Annotated in this window: 21 protein-coding genes; 9 read left to right on the top strand and 12 right to left on the bottom strand. The window is 63.1% G+C overall.

The window, feature by feature from the left end; all coding sequences use genetic code 11:
• Positions 1-6 precede the first annotated feature (6 nt).
• The 6 genes from AB7F49_RS08415 to AB7F49_RS08390 form a co-directional block, all read right to left on the bottom strand.
• Positions 7-339, bottom strand: coding sequence for a hypothetical protein (locus AB7F49_RS08415; protein ID WP_428521387.1), 333 nt, complete (start codon positions 337-339; stop codon positions 7-9).
• Between the two features lie 69 nt (positions 340-408).
• The gene (locus tag AB7F49_RS08410; protein ID WP_428521386.1) at positions 409-693 is read right to left on the bottom strand and encodes an HPr family phosphocarrier protein; all 285 of its coding nucleotides are present in this window, start codon (positions 691-693) and stop codon (positions 409-411) included.
• Positions 690-1,091, bottom strand: a complete 402-nt coding sequence (locus tag AB7F49_RS08405) for a PTS sugar transporter subunit IIA (RefSeq protein WP_428521385.1) — start codon at positions 1,089-1,091, stop codon at positions 690-692. The genes AB7F49_RS08410 and AB7F49_RS08405 overlap by 4 nt, the downstream gene beginning before the upstream one ends.
• Before the next feature lie 177 nt (positions 1,092-1,268).
• Complete coding sequence (locus AB7F49_RS08400; RefSeq protein WP_428521384.1) at positions 1,269-1,724, bottom strand: HPr kinase/phosphorylase; 456 nt, start codon at positions 1,722-1,724, stop codon at positions 1,269-1,271.
• Positions 1,725-1,747: 23 nt separating this feature from the next.
• Positions 1,748-3,538: a stimulus-sensing domain-containing protein gene (locus tag AB7F49_RS08395; RefSeq protein WP_428521383.1), complete on the bottom strand. Its 1,791-nt coding sequence runs from the start codon at positions 3,536-3,538 to the stop codon at positions 1,748-1,750.
• Between the two features lie 157 nt (positions 3,539-3,695).
• A complete protein-coding gene (locus tag AB7F49_RS08390) occupies positions 3,696-4,397 on the bottom strand; it encodes a response regulator transcription factor (RefSeq protein WP_428521382.1) in 702 nt (233 codons plus the stop codon).
• Positions 4,398-4,571: 174 nt separating this feature from the next.
• Between AB7F49_RS08390 and AB7F49_RS08385 the strand changes: the two genes are divergently transcribed.
• From AB7F49_RS08385 to AB7F49_RS08350, 8 genes are all read left to right on the top strand, one after another.
• Positions 4,572-5,294: a HugZ family protein gene (locus tag AB7F49_RS08385; protein WP_428521381.1), complete on the top strand. Its 723-nt coding sequence runs from the start codon at positions 4,572-4,574 to the stop codon at positions 5,292-5,294.
• A 247-nt stretch (positions 5,295-5,541) separates the two neighbouring features.
• Positions 5,542-6,246 (top strand): OmpA family protein, encoded by a 705-nt coding sequence (locus tag AB7F49_RS08380; RefSeq protein ID WP_428521380.1) that lies wholly within the window; start codon positions 5,542-5,544, stop codon positions 6,244-6,246.
• A 353-nt stretch (positions 6,247-6,599) separates the two neighbouring features.
• Positions 6,600-8,219, top strand: coding sequence for a phosphoenolpyruvate carboxykinase (locus AB7F49_RS08375; RefSeq protein WP_428521379.1), 1,620 nt, complete (start codon positions 6,600-6,602; stop codon positions 8,217-8,219).
• A gap of 110 nt (positions 8,220-8,329) precedes the next feature.
• Entirely contained in the window at positions 8,330-9,322 is a 993-nt protein-coding gene (locus AB7F49_RS08370) for an aldo/keto reductase (protein WP_428521378.1), read from the top strand.
• 178 nt (positions 9,323-9,500) lie between these two features.
• A complete protein-coding gene (locus AB7F49_RS08365) occupies positions 9,501-10,556 on the top strand; it encodes a TRAP transporter substrate-binding protein (protein ID WP_428521377.1) in 1,056 nt (351 codons plus the stop codon).
• A 13-nt stretch (positions 10,557-10,569) separates the two neighbouring features.
• The gene (locus tag AB7F49_RS08360) at positions 10,570-11,133 is read left to right on the top strand and encodes a TRAP transporter small permease subunit (protein WP_428521376.1); all 564 of its coding nucleotides are present in this window, start codon (positions 10,570-10,572) and stop codon (positions 11,131-11,133) included.
• Between the two features lie 23 nt (positions 11,134-11,156).
• The gene (locus tag AB7F49_RS08355) at positions 11,157-12,524 is read left to right on the top strand and encodes a TRAP transporter large permease (RefSeq protein ID WP_428521375.1); all 1,368 of its coding nucleotides are present in this window, start codon (positions 11,157-11,159) and stop codon (positions 12,522-12,524) included.
• Between the two features lie 18 nt (positions 12,525-12,542).
• The gene (locus AB7F49_RS08350) at positions 12,543-13,637 is read left to right on the top strand and encodes an NAD(P)/FAD-dependent oxidoreductase (RefSeq protein ID WP_428521374.1); all 1,095 of its coding nucleotides are present in this window, start codon (positions 12,543-12,545) and stop codon (positions 13,635-13,637) included.
• On the opposite strand, the gene AB7F49_RS08345 is transcribed toward AB7F49_RS08350, so the two are convergent.
• From AB7F49_RS08345 to pyrE, 3 genes are all read right to left on the bottom strand, one after another.
• On the bottom strand, positions 13,622-14,353 hold the full coding sequence (locus tag AB7F49_RS08345) for a DUF2865 domain-containing protein (protein WP_428521373.1): 732 nt from the start codon (positions 14,351-14,353) through the stop codon (positions 13,622-13,624). The genes AB7F49_RS08350 and AB7F49_RS08345 overlap by 16 nt on opposite strands.
• A 269-nt stretch (positions 14,354-14,622) precedes the next feature.
• Positions 14,623-15,315: a DUF2865 domain-containing protein gene (locus AB7F49_RS08340; RefSeq protein WP_428521372.1), complete on the bottom strand. Its 693-nt coding sequence runs from the start codon at positions 15,313-15,315 to the stop codon at positions 14,623-14,625.
• Between the two features lie 279 nt (positions 15,316-15,594).
• Entirely contained in the window at positions 15,595-16,191 is a 597-nt protein-coding gene (pyrE, locus tag AB7F49_RS08335) for an orotate phosphoribosyltransferase (RefSeq protein WP_428521371.1), read from the bottom strand.
• A gap of 119 nt (positions 16,192-16,310) precedes the next feature.
• Between pyrE and AB7F49_RS08330 the strand changes: the two genes are divergently transcribed.
• On the top strand, positions 16,311-16,976 hold the full coding sequence (locus AB7F49_RS08330; RefSeq protein ID WP_428521370.1) for a nitroreductase family protein: 666 nt from the start codon (positions 16,311-16,313) through the stop codon (positions 16,974-16,976).
• A 113-nt stretch (positions 16,977-17,089) separates the two neighbouring features.
• On the opposite strand, the gene AB7F49_RS08325 is transcribed toward AB7F49_RS08330, so the two are convergent.
• The 3 genes from AB7F49_RS08325 to AB7F49_RS08315 form a co-directional block, all read right to left on the bottom strand.
• Positions 17,090-17,797: a glutathione S-transferase family protein gene (locus AB7F49_RS08325; RefSeq protein WP_428521369.1), complete on the bottom strand. Its 708-nt coding sequence runs from the start codon at positions 17,795-17,797 to the stop codon at positions 17,090-17,092.
• 68 nt (positions 17,798-17,865) lie between these two features.
• A complete protein-coding gene (locus tag AB7F49_RS08320; RefSeq protein WP_428521368.1) occupies positions 17,866-18,153 on the bottom strand; it encodes a GIY-YIG nuclease family protein in 288 nt (95 codons plus the stop codon).
• Positions 18,154-18,222: 69 nt separating this feature from the next.
• On the bottom strand, positions 18,223-18,951 hold a 729-nt coding region (locus AB7F49_RS08315; protein ID WP_428521367.1), incomplete at its 5' end, for a DNA polymerase.

Genomic DNA, 18,951 nt, shown 5'->3' with positions numbered 1-18,951 from the left:
ACCCGGCTATTTCTCGGAACTGACCGGCTTTTGCGCCGCCGGCTTCACCAGCCCCGCCTGCTGGAGCGCATTCGCCGTCTGCTGCATCTTGTTGATGAGGTCGATGGCGGCCGACACCGGCAGGACCAGACGGCAGGCCGGATAACGGCGGCCGGACAATTGCTGGCCCTGCTTCATCTCATCCATCCGCGTGATGCCAAACTCGATGCGCATGGTCTGCCCGTCGAAGAATACGTTGTTGATCGCATCGGCGAAGGTCTCGCTGCATTCCGGCTGATCGACATAGCGGATGCTTGCCGTCTGCTGCTTGCCTGCATTCTGATTGGCGGCGTCGCTCATGGTGTCGCTCCCTGAATATGGATGGCGAAGACTAGCGAATTTATGTGACGGCCTGGCCGGAGTGAGGTTTCAGTCGTCCTCGTCAAAGCGCCCGCCGATCAGGCTCTCGATCGCATCGATCACGGCCTCGGCGTCCTTGCCGCTCGCCTCGACGGTGATGGAAGAGCCGGGACCGGCGCCGAGCATCATCAGCCCCATGATCGACGTTCCGCCCACTGTCTCCGCCCCGCGCGTAACCTTGACGTCGGCATCGAAGCGCTCGACGGTCTGCACGAATTTGGCGGACGCGCGCGCGTGCAGGCCCTTCTTGTTGCAGATTTCCAGCACGCGGACGATCGTGCCGGTGGTAGTCATTTTCCGGCAAGCACGCGGCTGGCAATGGTGACGTATTTGCGTCCGGCATCCTGCGCTGCCGCCACCGCTTCGGGCAGCGCCTGGTCGCCGCGCACCTTTGCAAGCTTGACCAGCATCGGCAGGTTGATGCCTGCCACCACTTCGACCTTGGGCCGGCTCATGCAGGAGATGGCAAGGTTCGAGGGCGTGCCGCCGAACATGTCAGTGAGGATCGCGACCCCGTCGCCGGTATCGACGCGCTTGACCGCCTCGATGATATCCTTGCGACGCTGTTCGACGTCGTCGTCAGGGCCAATCGTGATGGCTTCGATCTGCTTCTGCGGACCGACCACATGCTCAAGCGCCGAGCGGAATTCCACGGCCAGGCGGCCGTGGGTGACGAGAACAAGGCCGATCATCAAGGACTCCGGCGGGCGCTCTTCGCTGTGTGTGCGCCGCACGAAAGGGCGCTCATCTTGACCATCCGAAAACCCATTGCAAGCCCGCCCGGGCGTTTTCGGGGTCATGTTGCATCGCGGTAAGTAGGAAAGCCACCGGAATTTGCGAGGGGGGCGAGACCGCAATTGCGGGCGGTTTTACGTTGCTTCAGCGCCCGGCAGCGTTGCGCCGTATTGCAGAAATGCCCGCAACAGCAGCAGTGGATCGCCCCCCTCTGCGACCGGAAGCCGCGCAAGCCGCACCCCCTCGATCTCGGCGATAGCGGCGGATGGTTCGGGGAGCCGTGTGGCATCCGCCGCTCCGAGGTCGACGACGACATGGGCGACGGCCACGGCCTCGCTGGGCATGCGGACAACGCCAAAACCGCGCACCTCGATCAGTCCGGCAAGCGCTGCCGGCGGCCGCATCAGCAGACGGCCATTGCGGGCTTCGAGGCAAATGCGGTCGTCGCCGACCAAGCGTGAAAAGCCGGTGCCCGGACCTTGCAGAAGCGCCAGCGCGAGCCGCGATTTTCCCGCTCCCGATGGGCCGCGAATGAGGATGCCGAGATGGCCGACCAGAAGCGCGGTCGCATGAATGGTCGGCGCGGTCATGGCCGTCCGTTCATCTCCGCCGGTCAGGCCGCGGGAAGCTGCACGACGAATCGCGCACCCAGGATGAGCGGCTCGGCGCCGTCATGGGTTGGAACGCCGCGCCGGTTTTCCGCCCAGATCTTTCCGCCATGGGCCTCGATGATCTGCTTGGAGATCGACAGGCCGAGGCCGGAATTGTTGCCGAATCCCTGATGCGGCCGGTCGGTATAGAAGCGATCGAAAATCTTCTCGATCGCATCGGGTCGGATTCCCGGGCCATCGTCATCGACGATGACCTCGACGGTGTGGCGCACGCGGCGCGCGGTCACTCGCACCGCCCCGCCGGGCGCGGAAAAGGAGCGCGCATTGGCGATCAGGTTGTCGATCACCTGACCGATCCGCGAATCATGGCCGGGGACGACGAAGGCCTGGGGCCCACCTCCCTCGAAGGACAGCGCAACCTGAACACCATCACCGTGCCGCACCTCGTTCGCGACCGTGACCACGGTGTTGAGCAGCGTGTGCAGATTCACCGGCGCGGATTCCTGCCGCTGCAATTCGGCATCAAGCCGGCTGGCGTCGGAAATGTCGGATATCAGGCGATCCAGCCGGCTCACATCGTGCTGGATCACCGCGAACAGGCGCTCCTGGCTCTCGCGGGTTCTGGCGAGCGGAATGGTCTCGACCGCCGAGCGCAGCGACGTCAGCGGATTTTTCAGTTCGTGCGCGACATCGGCGGCAAAGCTCTCGATCGCCTCGATCCGGCTGTACAGCACATTGGTCATCTCGCGCAGCGCGCCCGACAAGTCGCCGATCTCGTCGCGGCGATGCGTAAAATCGGGAATTTCGACACGCGAGCGGACGCGGCGCCGCACCCGCTCGGCGGCGTCGGCCAGCCGGCGAACCGGACCTGCGATAGTGCGTGCCAGAAACATCGACAGAACGGTCATGATCACGGCCGCGACCAGAAAGACCTTGAAGATTGCCAGCCGCTCGGCAGCGACACTGTCCTCGATATCGGCGCCCTGGGTCGAGAGCAGCAGGACGCCACGCACGGCGCGGAACCGCTGCACCGGGGTCGCAACCGAAACGATCACTTCACCGCGGGTATTCATGCGCACGATCGAACTGGTATTGCCGGTCAGCGCGGCGACGACCTCGGGATACCCCCTGCCATTCTGCGATCCGAGTTCCTGGTAGATCGGCAGGTCGCCGCGGGTCAGCCATTTGCGGATCGACAGCCATTGCCGCTCGAAGAAGCCGGGCGCTTCGGCCTGGGAGGTCGGCAGATCGAAGCGCAGCACGTCACCGCGGCCATAGAGGCTTCGGCTGTCGAGCAGCAGCACGCCTTCGCGGTCATAGATGCGCGCACGGGTATTGGTGGGCGAGACCAGACGACGCAGGACCGGCGCAACGCGTTCCGGGCTGATCGGGAATTCGAGCGCCGCCTCGTCGGGACCATAGGTTTCGCCGAGCTGCAATTCGAGCAGCCGATCCGGATCGATGGTGATGGAATCGGTCTCCACCGTCGCGGAGGCCGCGATCGCCCCGGCGATGATTTCCGCCTGGACCTGCAGGCTGCGGATTCGCGCCTCGATGAAGAACTGGCGCGACTGCGACAGATAGAGAATGCCGACGAACAGCGCGAACAGTCCCGCGACGTTCAGGAACACGATGCGCCGCGTCAGGCTCGACGAGCCCTGGCCAATGAAATAGTGCCAGGAATCGGCAATCCGGCGCATCAGCGAACGCCCGGCCGGAAGCGCCGGCGTGCTGTCGCCCGTCCGCTCTGGAGCGGGGCCTTCCGCGATCAGATCCTTGGTCCGGTCAAGCACGCTGGCGGCGCCTTGGGTTATCGGCCCCGTTGCGGAGACCTCGAGGCCCGGCCCCAATCTAATGCAATGCAGCCGGGATGTCAGACCGCATTGACGGCGAAAGCGCGACCGGCAACGGCGTCCGCCACCGGCCACGCAAGCCCAAGCCTTCCCAGGTTCAGGCTTCCTTGAAGCGATAGCCGACCCCGTAAAGGGTCTCGATCATGTCGAAGTCGTCGTCGACCACCTTGAACTTCTTGCGCAGCCGCTTGATGTGGCTGTCGATGGTGCGGTCGTCGACATAGACTTGGTCGTCATAGGCCGCATCCATCAGCGCGTTGCGGCTTTTCACGACACCGGGGCGGCTCGCGAGCGCCTGCAGGATGAGGAACTCGGTGACCGTCAGCGTTACCGGTTCCATTTTCCAGGTGCAGGTGTGCCGCTCCGGATCCATTCGCAGCAGACCGCGTTCCAGCACCTTGGCGGTATCGATCTCCTTCGGAGCCGTGCCGTCCTTGGGCTGGCCGCGCCGAAGCACGGCCTTCACCCGCTCGACCAGAAGCCGTTGCGAGAAGGGTTTGCGGATGAAATCGTCCGCTCCCATTTTCAGGCCGAACAATTCGTCGATCTCTTCGTCCTTGGAGGTCAGGAAAATGACCGGCATGTCGGTCTTTTGCCGCACCCGCCGCAAGAGCTCCATCCCGTCCATCCGCGGCATCTTGATGTCGAGGATGGCAAGATCGGGCGGCGACGACTTGAAACCATCGAGCGCCGAGGCGCCGTCAGTATACGTCATGATCCGGTACCCCTCCGCTTCCAGCGCGATGGAGACGGACGTAAGAATATTGCGGTCGTCGTCGACGAGAGCGATGGTCGGCATGACGCCTCTTTTCTTCAGCTCAGTGTGGAATCCCCAACGGGCTTGAAGCCCGCAAAGCTGGGCCGAAATGTGACTATTCGGCAACAACTCTATGATTCCACTTGTAGACGACCATAGACCTCTTTTGTTCCCTCGGCCAGCATCGGCCGGCAGAAGGTTAATTCGGGTAGCCACATGAAGCCGCAGGCCGATTTCGACCCCATTCTCGCAGCCAAGAAGCTGTTGCGGGAAGCGCGCTCCGGCGCGCTGGCGACACTGATGCCGGCCACCGGCGACCCCTATTGCTCGCTGGTCAACGTCGCGTCCGCATTCGACGGCGCACCGCTCATCCTGATCTCGACACTGGCGATCCATACAAAAAACGTGATCGCCGACAGCCGCGTGTCGCTGATGGTCGACGAGCGCAAGGAGGGCGATCCGCTGCAGGGCGCGCGCGTCATGCTGATGGGCCATGCAGCCGTAACCACCGACGAGCACGATCGGAGACGTTATCTCGCGCGCCAGCCTGAAGCCGCGATGTTCGCCGGCTTCAAGGATTTCGCGTTTTACCGGATCGAAATTTCCGCCGCCCATCTCGTGGCGGGATTCGGCCGCATCGTCGATCTCAAGCCGCAGGACATTCTGGTAGACGCCACCGGCGCCGAGGACTTGCTCGCCGCCGAAGAGCGCGCGTCGGCGCATATGAACGAGGATCACGCCGATGCCTTGCGGCTCTACGCGACGAAACTTTACGGCGCACCTGACGGCGACTGGCGCTGCGCCGGCTTCGATCCGGAGGGCCTGGAGCTTCAACATGGCCGCATCGCCGCGCGGATTCCTTTTCCGCAGCGGGTGAACGGGTCCGGTCCATTGCGCGCGGTGCTGGTTCAGATGGCTGGTGAGGCGCGGGGGGATTAGCGAGGACCCGGCACGGGCTGCTGTTTCGCCTCATTCCGAAATCCGAAATTCGCGTCGGAGACGCGCTCGTCAGCCCGCCGCCGGGCCAATATCAAATCCGAATAGCCAGGTGACCGGACACGGCCTTTTGAACCGAATCACGGCCCGCTGCGACCAAGCGAATGGCGGAATCCGCCCTCGGCCGCTGCATCCGGCAACGGCCTGTGATACCATTTGTCCAGTCATCGTCCTGCCCGAGGGAAGATCCATGACACGTTTTGCGACCTTCATGCTTGCCGGCGCCGTGACGCTGTTCACAGCCGCGCACACTACGCCGTCCTTTGCTCAAGACCATAACGACATCATCCGGGCCTTGACTCCGAAGCAGCCTGCGGCGCCGGCAACCCGCGGTTTCGGCACCACGCGCTCCCTGAAGCCAGGCGGCAACGCTGCCCCGGTCGCCGCCGCTCCGGACCCGCGCACCCAGGCGGTGGTGACCCGCAGCCTGAAGCGGGCGATCCTCGTCAAGGGAACCGGCGGCGAACCAGCCGAGGAAAAGGTCGAGCAGGCCACGAAGCAGGAGCGCCAGGAGATCGCCGAAGTCGTCAAGGAAAAGCCGAAGATCAATCTCGCGATCTTCTTCGACTACAATTCCGCGGAGATTGCGCCGCAATCCCTGAAGACAGTCGGTCAGCTCGGCCTTGCCTTGCGCTCGGACGCGCTCAAGGACGCAATCGTGATGCTGAATGGCCATACCGATGCCGCCGGCAGCGAGGAATACAATGCAACGCTCTCGCACCGGCGCGCCGAATCGGTGCGGCGCTACCTGATTGCGAATTTCAGCATTCCCCCCGCGCGTCTGCTGGTGACCGGATTTGGCGAGGAACAGCTGAAGAACACGGCCGACCCGCTGTCGGGTGAGAACCGCCGCGTCGAGGTCGTCAACATGACGCAGACTCTCGCCGGACAATAATCCGCCCGTCCTCTCGCCGGGCAATAATCCGCCCGTCGCACCATGCGCTCCGAACAACACTGAAGGGCAGCCCATGCAGGGCTGCCCTTTTGCTTGATCCGATCTGCTGAAAGCATCTCGAAGCGTCGTTAACGCTCGAAGCGCTGACGCAATGGGTATTTGTTGCGTTGCAGCGAGAGAGATTGGAACCCTCCGGCTTGAAAATGCTTGGATTTCGGCGGGCGCGGCTCTAAGAAATCGCGCGGTCCGCCGGGGCCGTTATTTGAGCTATCTCAAGGGCCGCACACCGACATCAGCGTGTGAGAGAGACTGGCCGCGCAAGGGCGGCCGAGGGCGTTTTCGGAGGGCATTCCGTGCAGGAATCGGGCGTAAGAAACAAAGCTTACGGGGCGGACAAATTCGGTCTGAAAGAGCTTCAGGCCGTCCACTGGAATCTCACCGAGGCACCACTTTACGAGCGCGCTATTTCGGCGGGCGAAGGCAGCATCGTCGCCGGCGGCGCGCTCTGCGCCGAGACCGGCCATCACACCGGCCGCTCGCCCAAGGACAAGCACACCGTGGTCGACGATCTCACCCGCGACAGCGTCTGGTGGGACGGCAACCGCAAAATGTCGAAGGAGCATTTCGACAATCTCCATGCCGATTTCCTTGCGCATTGCAAAGGCAAGTCGCTGTTCGCGCAGGACCTCTATGGCGGCGCCGACAAGACCTACCGCATCAAGGTGCGGGTCTTCACCGAACTGGCCTGGCACTCGCTGTTCATCCGCACGCTGCTGATCCGGCCGGAGCGCGCCGAGCTTGCCTCCTTCGTTCCCGACATGACCATCATCGACCTGCCCTCGTTCCGCCCCGATGCGAAGCGTCACGGCGGCCGCGACGGCTCCGACACCATGGTGGCGATCGATTTCACCCGGAAGATCGTGCTGATCTGCGGCTCCTCCTATGCGGGCGAGATGAAGAAGTCGGTGTTCACCACGCTGAACTTCTATCTGCCGGCGCAGGGCGTGATGCCGATGCATTGCTCGGCCAATGTCGGGCCCAACGGCGATTCCGCCTTGTTCTTTGGCCTGTCCGGCACCGGCAAGACGACGCTTTCGGCGGACCCCGCGCGTACGCTGATCGGCGACGACGAGACCGGCTGGGGTCCCGACGGCATCTTCAATTTCGAGGGCGGCTGCTATGCCAAGACCGTCGACCTCTCTTACGAGAAAGAACCGCTGATCTGGGACGCCACCAACCGGTTCGGTGCGATCCTGGAAAACGTGGTGTTCGATCCCGATACCCGCGTCCCGGATTACACCGACATCTCGAAAACCGAGAACACGCGCTCGGCCTATCCGCTGGACTTCATCCCGAATGCCTCCCGCACCGGCTGCGCCGGCCATCCGAAGAACATCGTCTTCCTCACCGCCGACGCCTATGGCGTGATGCCGCCGATCGCAAAGCTCACCCCGGCGCAGGCGATGTATCACTTCCTATCCGGCTATACCGCCAAAGTCGCCGGCACCGAGAAGGGCCTCGTCGGCGTGCAGCCGGAATTCTCCACCTGCTTCGGCGCGCCGTTCCTGCCGCGCCCTCCGGCCGAATACGGCAACCTGCTGCGCGATTACATCGCCAGGCACAATGTCGATTGCTGGCTGGTCAATTCCGGCTGGACCGGCGGCAAGTATGGCGTCGGCCGGCGCATGCCGATCAAGGCGACGCGCGCACTCGTGACCGCGGCACTCGACGGTTCGCTGAAGAATGCCTCGTTCCGCACCGACCCTTATTTCGGCTTCTCGGTGCCGACCTCGGTGCCGGGCATCGAGCCGCACCTGCTCTATCCGATGAAGACCTGGCAAAACAAAAAGGAATTCGACGAGACGGCGCGCGCGCTGGTGAAGATGTTCCAGGACAACTTTACCAAGTTCGAGAGCAAGGTCGACGCCGAGGTGCGTGCGGCGGCGCCGGAAGTGCGGCTGGCGGCGGAGTAACAGGTGTCGTCACCGGGCCGCCGCAACGCGGCGTGATCCAGTGATCCATCGTTTCGAAATGTGATGCATGGCCGGGTCAAGCCCGGCCATGACTGTTTCTGGAGGCGTCGATGCATCAACGCCAGCTCGGAAAATCCGGCCCGCGCGTCTCGGTGCTGGGCCTTGGCTGCATGGCCTTTTCCGGCGGCTATGGTCCGCCAGACGATGCCGAGAGCATCGCAACCATCCGCGCCGCCCTCGATGCCGGGATCAGCTATCTCGACAGCGGCGATTTCTACGGCATGGGCCACAACGAAATGCTGCTCCGCGAGGCGCTGAGGGGCCGCGCCCGCGACCAGGCCTTCATCTCGATCAAGTTCGGGGCGCTGCGGACGCCCGACCTGAAATGGGATGGCTATGATCTGCGGCCAGCCGCGATCCGTAACTTTCTTGCCTACAGTCTCAGGCGGCTCGGTACCGACTACATCGACCTCTATCAGCCGGCGCGACTGGATTCGCCGGTGCCGGTCGAAGACGTGGCCGGCACCATCGCCGATCTCGTCAGGCAGGGCTATGTGCGCCACATCGGACTGTCGGAAGCATCTGCCGGATCGATTGCGCGCGCGCATTCCGTCGCTCCGATCGCAGCCTTGCAGATCGAATATTCTCTGCTCAGCCGCGGCATCGAGGACGCGATCCTGCCGGCGATCCGCACGCATGGCATCGGACTGGTGGCCTATGGCGTGCTCTCGCGTGGACTGATCTCGCCACAAGTGACGGCAACCACCGGCAGCGCAGGCATTCGCGGACGCATGCCGCGCTTTCATGGCGAGAACTTCGCCGCCAATGCGAAGCTGGTCGCCTCCCTGCAGGCCATTGCCGCCGATCTGGGCCTGACGTTGCCGCAACTCGCCTTCGCCTGGGTGCTGTCGCGCGGCGACGACATCCTGCCGCTGATCGGCGCGCGCAATCGAGCCCAGCTCGCGGACATCCTCAAGGCCGCCGATGTGACGCTTGCGCCGGAGGTGTTGCGCCGGATCGAGACGGCTGTACCGAAGGGCGCCGCCTCCGGCACACGATATGGCGCCGAGCAGATGGCGCATCTCGACAGCGAGGCGCCCTGATCCGGTCCGGCGCGCAGCGGGTCCGCTGGACTTTTTCCCGGGGTTTGCAGGAAACGGCCAAGGCCGCGCTTCCACCAGCGCAAACGGCGCGATATGCTTTTTTGCATATTCGGGAAGTCCCGATGGGCGGCCACTCAAGAAGCCGCGGCAAAAGTACACAAACAGGGAGGATACCTTCATGAAATGGGTTCGTTCCGCTGCGGCCGGCGCGGCGATGGTGCTCGGCGCAACAACCGCTCACGCTCAGCAGATCGAAGCGGTGCGCTGGCCGGTCCCGATGGCGTTCGGCTCCAATCTTGTGGCACTGGGCGACGCGATGCCATGGGTCGCGCAACAGCTCGACAAGATGTCGGCCGGCCGCATCAAGCTGCAGATTTTCGAGCCCGGCAAGCTCGTGCCCGCGCTTGCCGTGTTCGATGCCGTATCGGAAGGCAAGTCGGAGGCCGGCTATACCTGGATGGGTTACGAGGTCGGCAAGGTTCCGGCTGCGGCCTTGTTCGGTGCAGTGCCGTTCGGAATGGAATCGCCCGAATTCATGGCGTGGATGTATTTTGGCGGCGGCAACGAGCTGCTGCGAGAAGTCTTCAAGCCGCATAACGTCTATCCGATCTTCTGCGGCACGATCGGACCGGAGGGCGCCGGCTGGTTCCGCAAGGAGATCAACACCCCCGACGACATCAAGGGCCTGAAATTCCGCGCGGCCGGATATGGCGGCGACATCTACAAGGAAGTCGGTGCATCGGTGACGCTGCTGCCCGGCGGTGAACTGTTCCAGGCGCTGGAAAAAGGCGTGCTCGACGGCACCGAATTTTCGCTGCCGACCGTCGATGAGCAGCTCGGCTTCTACAAGGTCGCGAAATACTATTACATGCCGGGCTGGCACCAGCCGTCGACCAACCAGTATCTCTATGTAAACCTGGCGGCGTGGAACAAGCTCAACCCGCAGACCCAGGCGATCATCGAAACCACCTGCACTGCCGCCGTCACCATCGCGCTTGCCAAGTCCGAGGCGTTGCAGGGCAAGACCTTGCAGAAGTTCGAGAAGGAAGGCGTTCAGGTCAAGCAGGTGAATGCGCAGCTGCTGAAGGTCTTCCAGACCGCGACCAAGAAGGTCATGGCCGAGAAGTCCGCCTCCAATCCGCTTTTCAAGAAGGTCTATGACAGCCAGGTCGCCTTCATGGAACAGAATCAGAAATGGAAAGAGTTCGGCTATCTCCCGCGCGACTTCAAATAAGCCGGCGGCCGGAATGACGTTACCGCAATCCGCGGCGGACGGCCCCGTACTGGGGCCGTCCGGAATCCCGCTTCCTACCACCCGCATTTCGCGCTTCCTCGACGCCATCATCACCGCGGTCGGAGAGGCGTCGTCGTGGATTTGGACCGCACTGATGCTCCTGATCGTGTATCAGGTGGTGCAGCGCTATGCCTTCGGTCTCGGCTCGATCAAGATGGAAGAGATGCAATGGCATCTCTACGGCATCGGCTTCATGCTTGCGATCCCGTTCGCCGAAATCCGCGAACGTCACGTCCGCATCGATGTGCTGGCGGAGCATTGGCCGGCGCGGCGCAGGCTGTGGATCGAGGCGTTCGGCCTGACGTTTTTCCTTCTGCCGTTCTCGCTGTTCGTGCTGCTCCACGCCGTACCCTATGCGACGCAATCCTACACCATTCATGAAATCTCGTCGGCGCCCGATGGGCTGCCTTATCGCTTCGTCATCAAGGCGTTCCTGGCAGCGACCTTTCTGCTGCTCGCCATGGCCGGCGTCTCGCGGCTGTCTCGTGTGATAGCTGCCCTGCGGCTGAAGACATAGAGCAGCGCGGGGCGGGGAGCGATATGGAAGTCTACGAAATCATTGTCGTCGCGTTTCTCGTCACGTTCGTCGCGTCGATCTTTCTGGGTTACCCGATCGCCTGGACGCTGGGCGGCCTGTCGCTGATCTTCACCGCCGGCGGAATCCTGCTGCACGACTATTTCGGCGTCGATACCTTCCTGCTCACGCGCTGGGGCAATTTCGCGATCATCGTCGACCGCATCTTCGCGACCATGGCGAACTGGGTGCTCGTCGCCTTGCCCATGTTTGTCTATATGGGCCTGATGCTCGACCGCTCGGGCGTCGCCGAAAAGATGATGACGAATTTCGTCCGCGTCTTCCGCGGCATGCGCGGCGGGCTCGCCATCACCGTTGTGCTGATGGGTATCCTGCTAGCCGCGTCCACCGGAATTGTCGGGGCATCGGTCGTGCTGCTCGCCACGCTGTCGATCCCGATCATGATGCGGCAGAACTATTCCAAGGAGTTCGCATCAGGCGTGGTGGCCGCCGCCGGCACGCTCGGCATCCTGGTGCCGCCTTCGATCATGCTGGTCATCATGGCTGACCAGCTCTCCATATCGGTCGGCGATCTGTTCATGGGAGCGATCGTCCCGGGCGTGGCGCTCGGATTTCTCTATCTCTTCTACGTTATCCTCGTCGGCCTGATCCGCCCGGACATGGCGCCCGCGCCGCCCGAGGCCGAACCGCTCACGGGCCGCGAGGTCTGGGGCGCGATCCTTGCCACCGTTCCAACCGCGACGCTGATCATTGCGGTGCTTGGCACCATTTTCACCGGATTCGCGACGCCAAGCGAAGCATCGGGTGTCGGCGCTTTCGGTGCGACGCTGCTCGCGCTTTTCAATGGGCGGCTCAGCCTGCAAGTGGTCCGGCAGGTCGGAATCGAGACCGCGCTGACGACGGCTTTCATCTTTGGCATCTTTCTCGGGGCCACGGCCTTTGCATTGGTCATGCGCTCGCTCGGCGGCGACGAGTTCATTGCCCATCTGCTGAAGGGGCTGCCGTTCGGCCCGACCGGCATTCTGATTTTCATCCTGTTCGTGGCGTTTGTCTCCGGCTTCTTCCTCGATTGGCTGGAAATCGTCCTGATCATCCTGCCGCTGGTCGCGCCGGTGGTGAAGGACCTCGGCTTCAATCTGATCTGGTTCGTGGTGGTGTTCGCGGTCTGCCTGCAGACCTCGTTCCTGACGCCGCCGGTCGGCTTCTCGCTGTTCTATCTGAAAGGCGTGGTGCCCAAGGAGATCACCACGGTACACATCTATCGCGGTGTGATTCCCTTCGTCATCCTCCAGCTGATCATGGTCGTTGTGGTCTTCGTCTGGCCCGAACTGGTTCTCTGGCTCCCGCGCAAGGTGTATGGCTCGGTCGGGTGAACGGACTCGATTGAGGCGATGCAGGTTCTTGTCATCGGCGCGGGTGTGATCGGGCTTGCCGTCGCGCGGGCCGCCGCGCGGGCCGGCCATGACGTCATCGTCGCGGAAGCTGCGACTGCCATCGGTACAGGCATCTCGTCTCGCAACAGCGAGGTGATCCATGCCGGTATGTATTACCCGACCGGATCGCTGCGAGCGCAATTCTGCGCACGCGGCAACCGCTTGCTGTACGAATTCTGCGAGAGCCACGGCGTTGCGCATCTCCGCTGCGGCAAGCTCATCGTCGCGACCACCGAGGCCGAACGCACGCGGCTGGAGGCCATTTTCGCGCAAGGACAGATCAATGGCGTCGAGGGTCTCGAACTGATCGGCGGCAATGCCGCGCGCGGTCTCGAGTCGGAATTGCGCTGTATTGCGGCGCTGGCATCGCCGGCGACCGGCATCATCGATGGCCACGCTTACATGCTGGCGTTGCAGGGCGATCTCGAAGCCCTGGGCGGCGCCATTGCGTTTGAAACGCCGGTCGAGCGGCTGACCCCGATGCTGCATGCCTGGCGCGTGCATTTCGGCGGGCGCGAGCCGGGGCATCTGGATGTCGACGCCGTGGTCAATTGCGCAGGCTTGTCGGCGCAGGCGGTGGCGCGCCGAATCGAGGGCTATCCGGCAACGCGTATCCCGAAACAGGTGCTGGCCAAGGGGAATTATTTCGCGTTTTCCGGCCGACCGGCCTTCACGCGGCTGATCTATCCGACCCCGGTCGATGGCGGGCTCGGTGTTCATGTCACGCTCGATCTTGCCGGTCGCATGCGGTTCGGGCCGGATGTGGAGTGGATCGAACACGAGAATTACGACGTCGATCCCTCGCGCGCAGCATCGTTCTATGCGCGCATCCGCACCTATTGGCCGGGCTTGCCGGACGATTCGCTGGCGCCGGATTATTCCGGAATTCGACCGAAGCTGACCGGTCCGGGAGAGCCGGCCGCCGATTTCGTCATCGAAGGCCCGGCAGAGCACCGCATGTCCGGTCTGGTCAACCTGTTTGGAATCGAATCGCCGGGCCTCACCTCGTCTCTGGCGCTGGGGGACGAGGTCGTTTCCTATCTCGACGCCTGAGCACGACGATCCACGCCGCTGCTCGCCGGCGCCATGCCGGTGGTCTCCGCCGGCGCGTGCGAGACCGGAGCCGGCTGAATGCCGGTTTCGGACAGACGTCTGCGCTGCGCTTTCGGCAGCTTGTTGATATTCAGCGGCTCGAAATCCGCGTACCGCCGGGTATGGCCGCGATACGACATGAAGCCGTTTTTTGTTGCGAGAATATCGCCCTTGCGCAACGTCGGATCGTCCTCGATGTCCTGGCGCGCGAGGCCGAGCGGCTTGCCGGCCGCGCAGCCGCATCCGGGCACGAGTTTCTCGCGATAGAGATACGCGTTCGGAATTTCGGAATAGCGCTTGCCGTCGTCCGACCTGGCGCGATCAATCGAGTCGCCGCTGAAGACCTGTGTCGGGGACGCCGGGCACAGGGAGCTGCACAATTCCGGCCCACCGCCGCGATAATTGATCGGGAAATAGCGTCCGTCGCACAGCCGCACGCAATACGCGACGCTACCGCCGCGACCTTCACGATTCCCGCCGCGGCGAGATACCGGATCGCGGTTGTCGTGGCTGGGATCGGCATAGGAACGCACCTGCGGCGGTGCCGGGCGTGCATGCCGGAAGAACAGGTCGAAAAAGGCCTGCGCAAATGACGGATAGCCGGCCGCAATCACACAACCGGCCACCAGCGCGAAGGCAACGCGCCGATTTTTCGGTGATCGACAGATGCGCAACACCAGACAACCCTCGTTCCCAAGACCGTGAACGGCAGGTCAATGCACGCGAGGGCACAGGGTTTCGGGAAAAATCGTCACATCATCGTGCGGTGCGGGCAGCGCAGGCACTGGAAAATCTGTCGGGTAACGAAAGCACGCTACTGGTGGTTCGGAAATCCGCTTCATGCTTACAGCACGCCCGTCAGGCGGATTTCCGAACCAAACCACACGAAAATCAGAGGTTTGCTAATGTCCTTCGAATAAATGACGCGGACTTCGGATTCGGGACACTAGCGGACTGCTTGTGCGCGCTGATGCGCTTCGCCGCTCGGCACCGCGTCGCCATCGGCCAACCCGTCGGCGCCGGATCCCGGCGCAACCCGCGTCGCCGTCAATTGCTGATGCAGCGCCGGGGACAATCCCGTGCCGGTGACCGGCGCAAACTCGGAGCGCGTGCCATCGCTTCGATATGTCATCAAGCCTCTCTCGGTCGCCACGATATCGCCGGTCCGCAGGGTCGGATCTTCGGCGTCGTCGAAGCGCACCAGTCCGGTCGGGCTCTTGCCGTCGCAGCTGCAGTCCGGAACCATTTTCTCGCGATAGACGAAGGCGTTGGGCAGATCGCTGTAGCGCTGCCCGTTGGGCGCGACCGCGCGCCCGATACCGCCGCCTGAGAAAATCTGGGTCGGCGCCGCCGGACAAAACGCACGGCACATTTCCGCAGCGTTCATCCTCCCGCGGCCGCTGACCGGGAAATAGCGGCCGTCGCACAGCCGCACGCAATAACCGGACGATACGCGGCCGGCATGATCGGCGCGCGCGTCCTGATTGGGATCGGCGAAGGACGGGGCGCGCGGAGTCATTGCGCGACGAAAGCCCCCGAACAGGGCCTCGAACAAATTCTGTGCGGATGCGGGGGAGGGAACGTCCGCCACGAATAATGCGGCCACAGCTGCGGCTGCGACCAGCCGGCGGCGACGCACGAATACAGAACTCCGAGCCACGCATGGCCCCTTTCATCCGTGAGTGCCCTGTTGCGGCCCCTAACGCACCAAAGACGGATTGGTTGCGTTGAATCGCGGGATCGCGGGCACCCTACGCCACGGGTATGGCGCTCATCATAAGGGACAGGCGGTAAACGACCCGATAACCACGCCCGCAAAAGGCATCCCTCGGCGAAAAATTTGCCTTGAGCGAAAAATTTGCCTTGCCCGGAAATTGGCGATGGCTACCGCAAAGGCGAACGACCGATGCCTGACGGCTCAGAGAAACTCGGCCGCCTTGTAGAGCGAACGAAAATCCAGACCCGCCTCGCGAAAGGTATCGGCGGCGCCTTCCTGGCGGTCGACCATGGTGAGCACCATCACAATTTCGGCCCCGCTGTCGCGCACGGCGTCCACGGCCTTGATGGCGGAGCCGCCGGTGGTGGTGACGTCTTCGACGATCACAACGCGCTTGCCCTTGAGCGACTCCCCAGGCGCCAGGCCCTCGACCGACAGCTTTGCGCCATGGTCCTTCGGCTTCTTGCGTACGAAGAACGCCTGGATTGGCGTCCCGCGCATGAAGGAGAGCTGCGCGATCGCGCCCGCCAGCGGCACCGCGCCCATTTCCAGGCCGCCGACATAGTCGATTTTCTCGCCGGCCAACGCATCGAGCGTCAGTTCGGCCAGCAGTGCCGCGCCCTCGGCATCGAGCATGGTCGGCTTCAGGTTGAAGTAGAAATCACTCTTGCGGCCGGATGCCAGCGTGATCTCGCCGCGCCCGAACGAGCGCCCGCGGATGATTTCCTGCAGACGCGTTCGGGTCTCGGCGAGCGGACGGCTTGATGGTGTCGCAGACTGTGTCATGGACTGTGTCATGGGCATTTCCCTACCACCAACGTGCCCGGCTCGCCATTTGACGCTGGCCGAACCACCCATTTTCCCCAATGATCTTGATTGATCTTGATTGATCTTGGCCGCAATCGGGAATGCCGACCATGCTCAACCCTGTCTATCAGCCCCTTCGCTTCGAGGAGCTGGCACCGGAAGCGATGCTGCAACGGTCGCGGGATTTTCTCGCCATGATGGCCAGACGCCGCACGGTGCGCGACTATTCCGACCGGCCGGTTCCGCGCGAGATCATCGTCAATGCGGTGCGCACCGCCGCGCTGGCACCATCGGGTGCCAACCAGCAGCCATGGACCTTCGTCTGTATTTCGGACCCGGCGATCAAGTCGCGTATCCGCGTCGCGGCCGAGGAGGAGGAAAAGACATTTTATGGCGGCCGTGCCGGCGCCGAATGGCTGGGCGCACTGCGCCATCTTGGCACCGATTGGGAAAAGCCGTTCCTCGAAACCGCGCCGTGGCTGATCGCGATCTTCGGCCAGCGCTATGGCACGGCGCCGGAGGGAGGCAAGGTGAAGCATTACTACGTGCCGGAATCGGTCGGCATCGCCTCTGGCTTCCTGATCGCGGCGCTTCACAATGCCGGCCTCGCGACACTGACGCATACGCCATCGCCGATGGGCTTCCTCAACGAGATCTGCGGACGGCCGGAGAGCGAGAAGGCCTACATCCTCTTGGTGGCGGGCTATCCGGCTGAGGATTGCCGGGTGCCGGCGATCGCCAAGAAGACGCTGGATGAAGTGAGCGTGTGGATTTGATCTCAACTTCGTAGGATGGGTTGAGCGCAGCGAAACCCATCCATTTGCTCGGTTGGCGAGACGATGGGTTTCGCTACGCTCAACCCATCCTACAGCGCCTCTCCGCCGGAGCGTCACCCCGGCCGCTTCGGTATCTCCAATCCCCGTTGCACCGCCGGACGCGCCAGCGCCGCATCGAGCCAGCGCGGAACCTCCGTCAGCGTGTCGTATTCGACGATCTCGCGCGCGCCGTAAAATCCGACCAGATTGCGCACCCAGCCGATGCTCGCGACATCGGCGATGGTGAAATCGTCGTCCATGATCCACTTGCGGCCCTTGAGGCGGCCTTCCAGCACGCCGAGCAGCCGCTTGGACTCATTGACGTAACGGTCGCGCGGACGCTTGTCCTCGTAGTCCTTGCCCGCGAATTTGTGGAAGAAGCCGACCTGCCCGAACATCGGGCCGATGCCGCCCATCTGGAAATGCACCCACTGGATGGTCTCGATCATCCGCGCCGGATCGTGCGGGATCAGCTTGTCGGTCTTGCCTGCAAGATAGCCGAGGATCGCGCCGGACTCCCACAGGCCGAGCGGCTTTCCGCCCGGTCCGTTCGGGTCGATGATCGCCGGAATTTTCCCGTTCGGATTGAGCGAGAGAAATTCCGGCGTCCAGCTCTCATTCTTCGTGATGTTCACCGCATGCGCCTCATACGGCAAGCCCATCTCCTCCAGCGCGATCGAGACCTTCACGCCGTTCGGCGTCGGGAAGGAATAGAGCTGCAGGATGTCGGGATTCTTTGCCGGCCAGAGCTTGGTGACGGGGAACGAGGAGAGAGGGGACATGTTTTACTTGCTTTCAGTAGGAGTTTTCCGCTCGTCCCCGCGAGGGCGGGGACCCAGTCTTTCAATCGCTAATTCGCGATTTCATCGTAAAGGTCGCGCCAATCCGGGTTCGAAGTCTCGATTTCGCGCAATTTCCAGGCTCGGTTCCATTTCTTCATCTGCCTTTCACGCGCGAAAGCAGATTCTCTCGATGTATGCTCTTCGTACCAGACGAGCATTGTGACCTTATATTGCTTAGTGAAGCCTTTTAGCGCGCCCTCGCGGTGCAGCCAGGTACGCCGCACGAGATCGTCCGTCATCCCGGGATACAGCGTGCCGTTACGCCGGCTCGCAAGGATGTAAACATAGAAGCTCATGGATAGGCTCTCGCTGGGTCCCCGCCTTCGCGGGGACAAGCGGCCGATAGAATACGCGTACCCTGGTCATCAATGCGCCTCGTCCCAGTTGTCGGCGGCGCGCGCATCGACCGACAGCGGCACATGGAGCTGCACCGCAGGCGTCGGCGCGTCTTCCATCACCCGCTTGACCACCGGCAGGGTCGCGGTGACTTCGGCATCCGGCACCTCGAACACCAGTTCGTCATGCACCTGCAACAGCATCTGCGCCGACAATCCGGCGTCGCGCAGCGCATCGTCCATGCGCGTCATGGCGCGCCGGATGATGTCGGCGGCCGAGCCCTGCAAACGCGCATTGATCGCGGCGCGCTCGTTGAAGGCGCGCAGCGAAGGGTTCGACGCCTTGATGTCCGGGTAATGGCATTTGCGCCCGAACAGCGTGACGACATAGCCGTGCTCGCGGCAGAAGTCCCGTGTTGAGTCCATATAGTCGCGGATGCCGGGGAAACGCTCGAAATACTTCTTGATATAGGCGCCGGCCTCCTCGCGGGCGATGCCGAGCTGGTTGGCAAGCCCGAAGGCCGAGATGCCGTAGATGATGCCAAAATTGATCGCCTTGGCGCGCCGCCGCACCTCGCCCGGCATGTCCTTCACCGGCACGCCGAACATTTCCGAGGCTGTCATCGCATGAATGTCGGTGCCGTCCTTGAATGCCTGACGCAGCGCCGGCACGTTGGCGACTTGCGCCAGCAGACGCAGCTCGATCTGCGAATAATCCGCCGAGACCAGCTTGTGGCCGGGTTTGGCGATGAAGGCCTT

Origin of the sequence: Pseudorhodoplanes sp., assembly GCF_050250235.1 — a bacterium.
In the GTDB taxonomy this organism is placed as follows: Bacteria; Pseudomonadota; Alphaproteobacteria; order Rhizobiales; family Xanthobacteraceae; genus Pseudorhodoplanes.
Note: the sequence above shows the minus strand (reverse complement) of the source record. Positions and strands in the feature narration are given on the sequence as shown.

Coding starts and splice junctions, on each gene's coding strand:
- AB7F49_RS08415 (WP_428521387.1), bottom strand. CDS start 339: ATGAGCGACGCCGCCAATCAGAATGCAGGCAAGCAGCAGACGGCAAGC.
- AB7F49_RS08410 (WP_428521386.1), bottom strand. CDS start 693: ATGACTACCACCGGCACGATCGTCCGCGTGCTGGAAATCTGCAACAAG.
- AB7F49_RS08405 (WP_428521385.1), bottom strand. CDS start 1,091: ATGATCGGCCTTGTTCTCGTCACCCACGGCCGCCTGGCCGTGGAATTC.
- AB7F49_RS08400 (WP_428521384.1), bottom strand. CDS start 1,724: ATGACCGCGCCGACCATTCATGCGACCGCGCTTCTGGTCGGCCATCTC.
- AB7F49_RS08390 (WP_428521382.1), bottom strand. CDS start 4,397: ATGCCGACCATCGCTCTCGTCGACGACGACCGCAATATTCTTACGTCC.
- AB7F49_RS08385 (WP_428521381.1), top strand. CDS start 4,572: ATGAAGCCGCAGGCCGATTTCGACCCCATTCTCGCAGCCAAGAAGCTG.
- AB7F49_RS08380 (WP_428521380.1), top strand. CDS start 5,542: ATGACACGTTTTGCGACCTTCATGCTTGCCGGCGCCGTGACGCTGTTC.
- AB7F49_RS08370 (WP_428521378.1), top strand. CDS start 8,330: ATGCATCAACGCCAGCTCGGAAAATCCGGCCCGCGCGTCTCGGTGCTG.
- AB7F49_RS08365 (WP_428521377.1), top strand. CDS start 9,501: ATGAAATGGGTTCGTTCCGCTGCGGCCGGCGCGGCGATGGTGCTCGGC.
- AB7F49_RS08360 (WP_428521376.1), top strand. CDS start 10,570: ATGACGTTACCGCAATCCGCGGCGGACGGCCCCGTACTGGGGCCGTCC.
- AB7F49_RS08355 (WP_428521375.1), top strand. CDS start 11,157: ATGGAAGTCTACGAAATCATTGTCGTCGCGTTTCTCGTCACGTTCGTC.
- AB7F49_RS08350 (WP_428521374.1), top strand. CDS start 12,543: ATGCAGGTTCTTGTCATCGGCGCGGGTGTGATCGGGCTTGCCGTCGCG.
- pyrE (WP_428521371.1), bottom strand. CDS start 16,191: ATGACACAGTCCATGACACAGTCTGCGACACCATCAAGCCGTCCGCTC.
- AB7F49_RS08330 (WP_428521370.1), top strand. CDS start 16,311: ATGCTCAACCCTGTCTATCAGCCCCTTCGCTTCGAGGAGCTGGCACCG.
- AB7F49_RS08325 (WP_428521369.1), bottom strand. CDS start 17,797: ATGTCCCCTCTCTCCTCGTTCCCCGTCACCAAGCTCTGGCCGGCAAAG.
- AB7F49_RS08320 (WP_428521368.1), bottom strand. CDS start 18,153: ATGAGCTTCTATGTTTACATCCTTGCGAGCCGGCGTAACGGCACGCTG.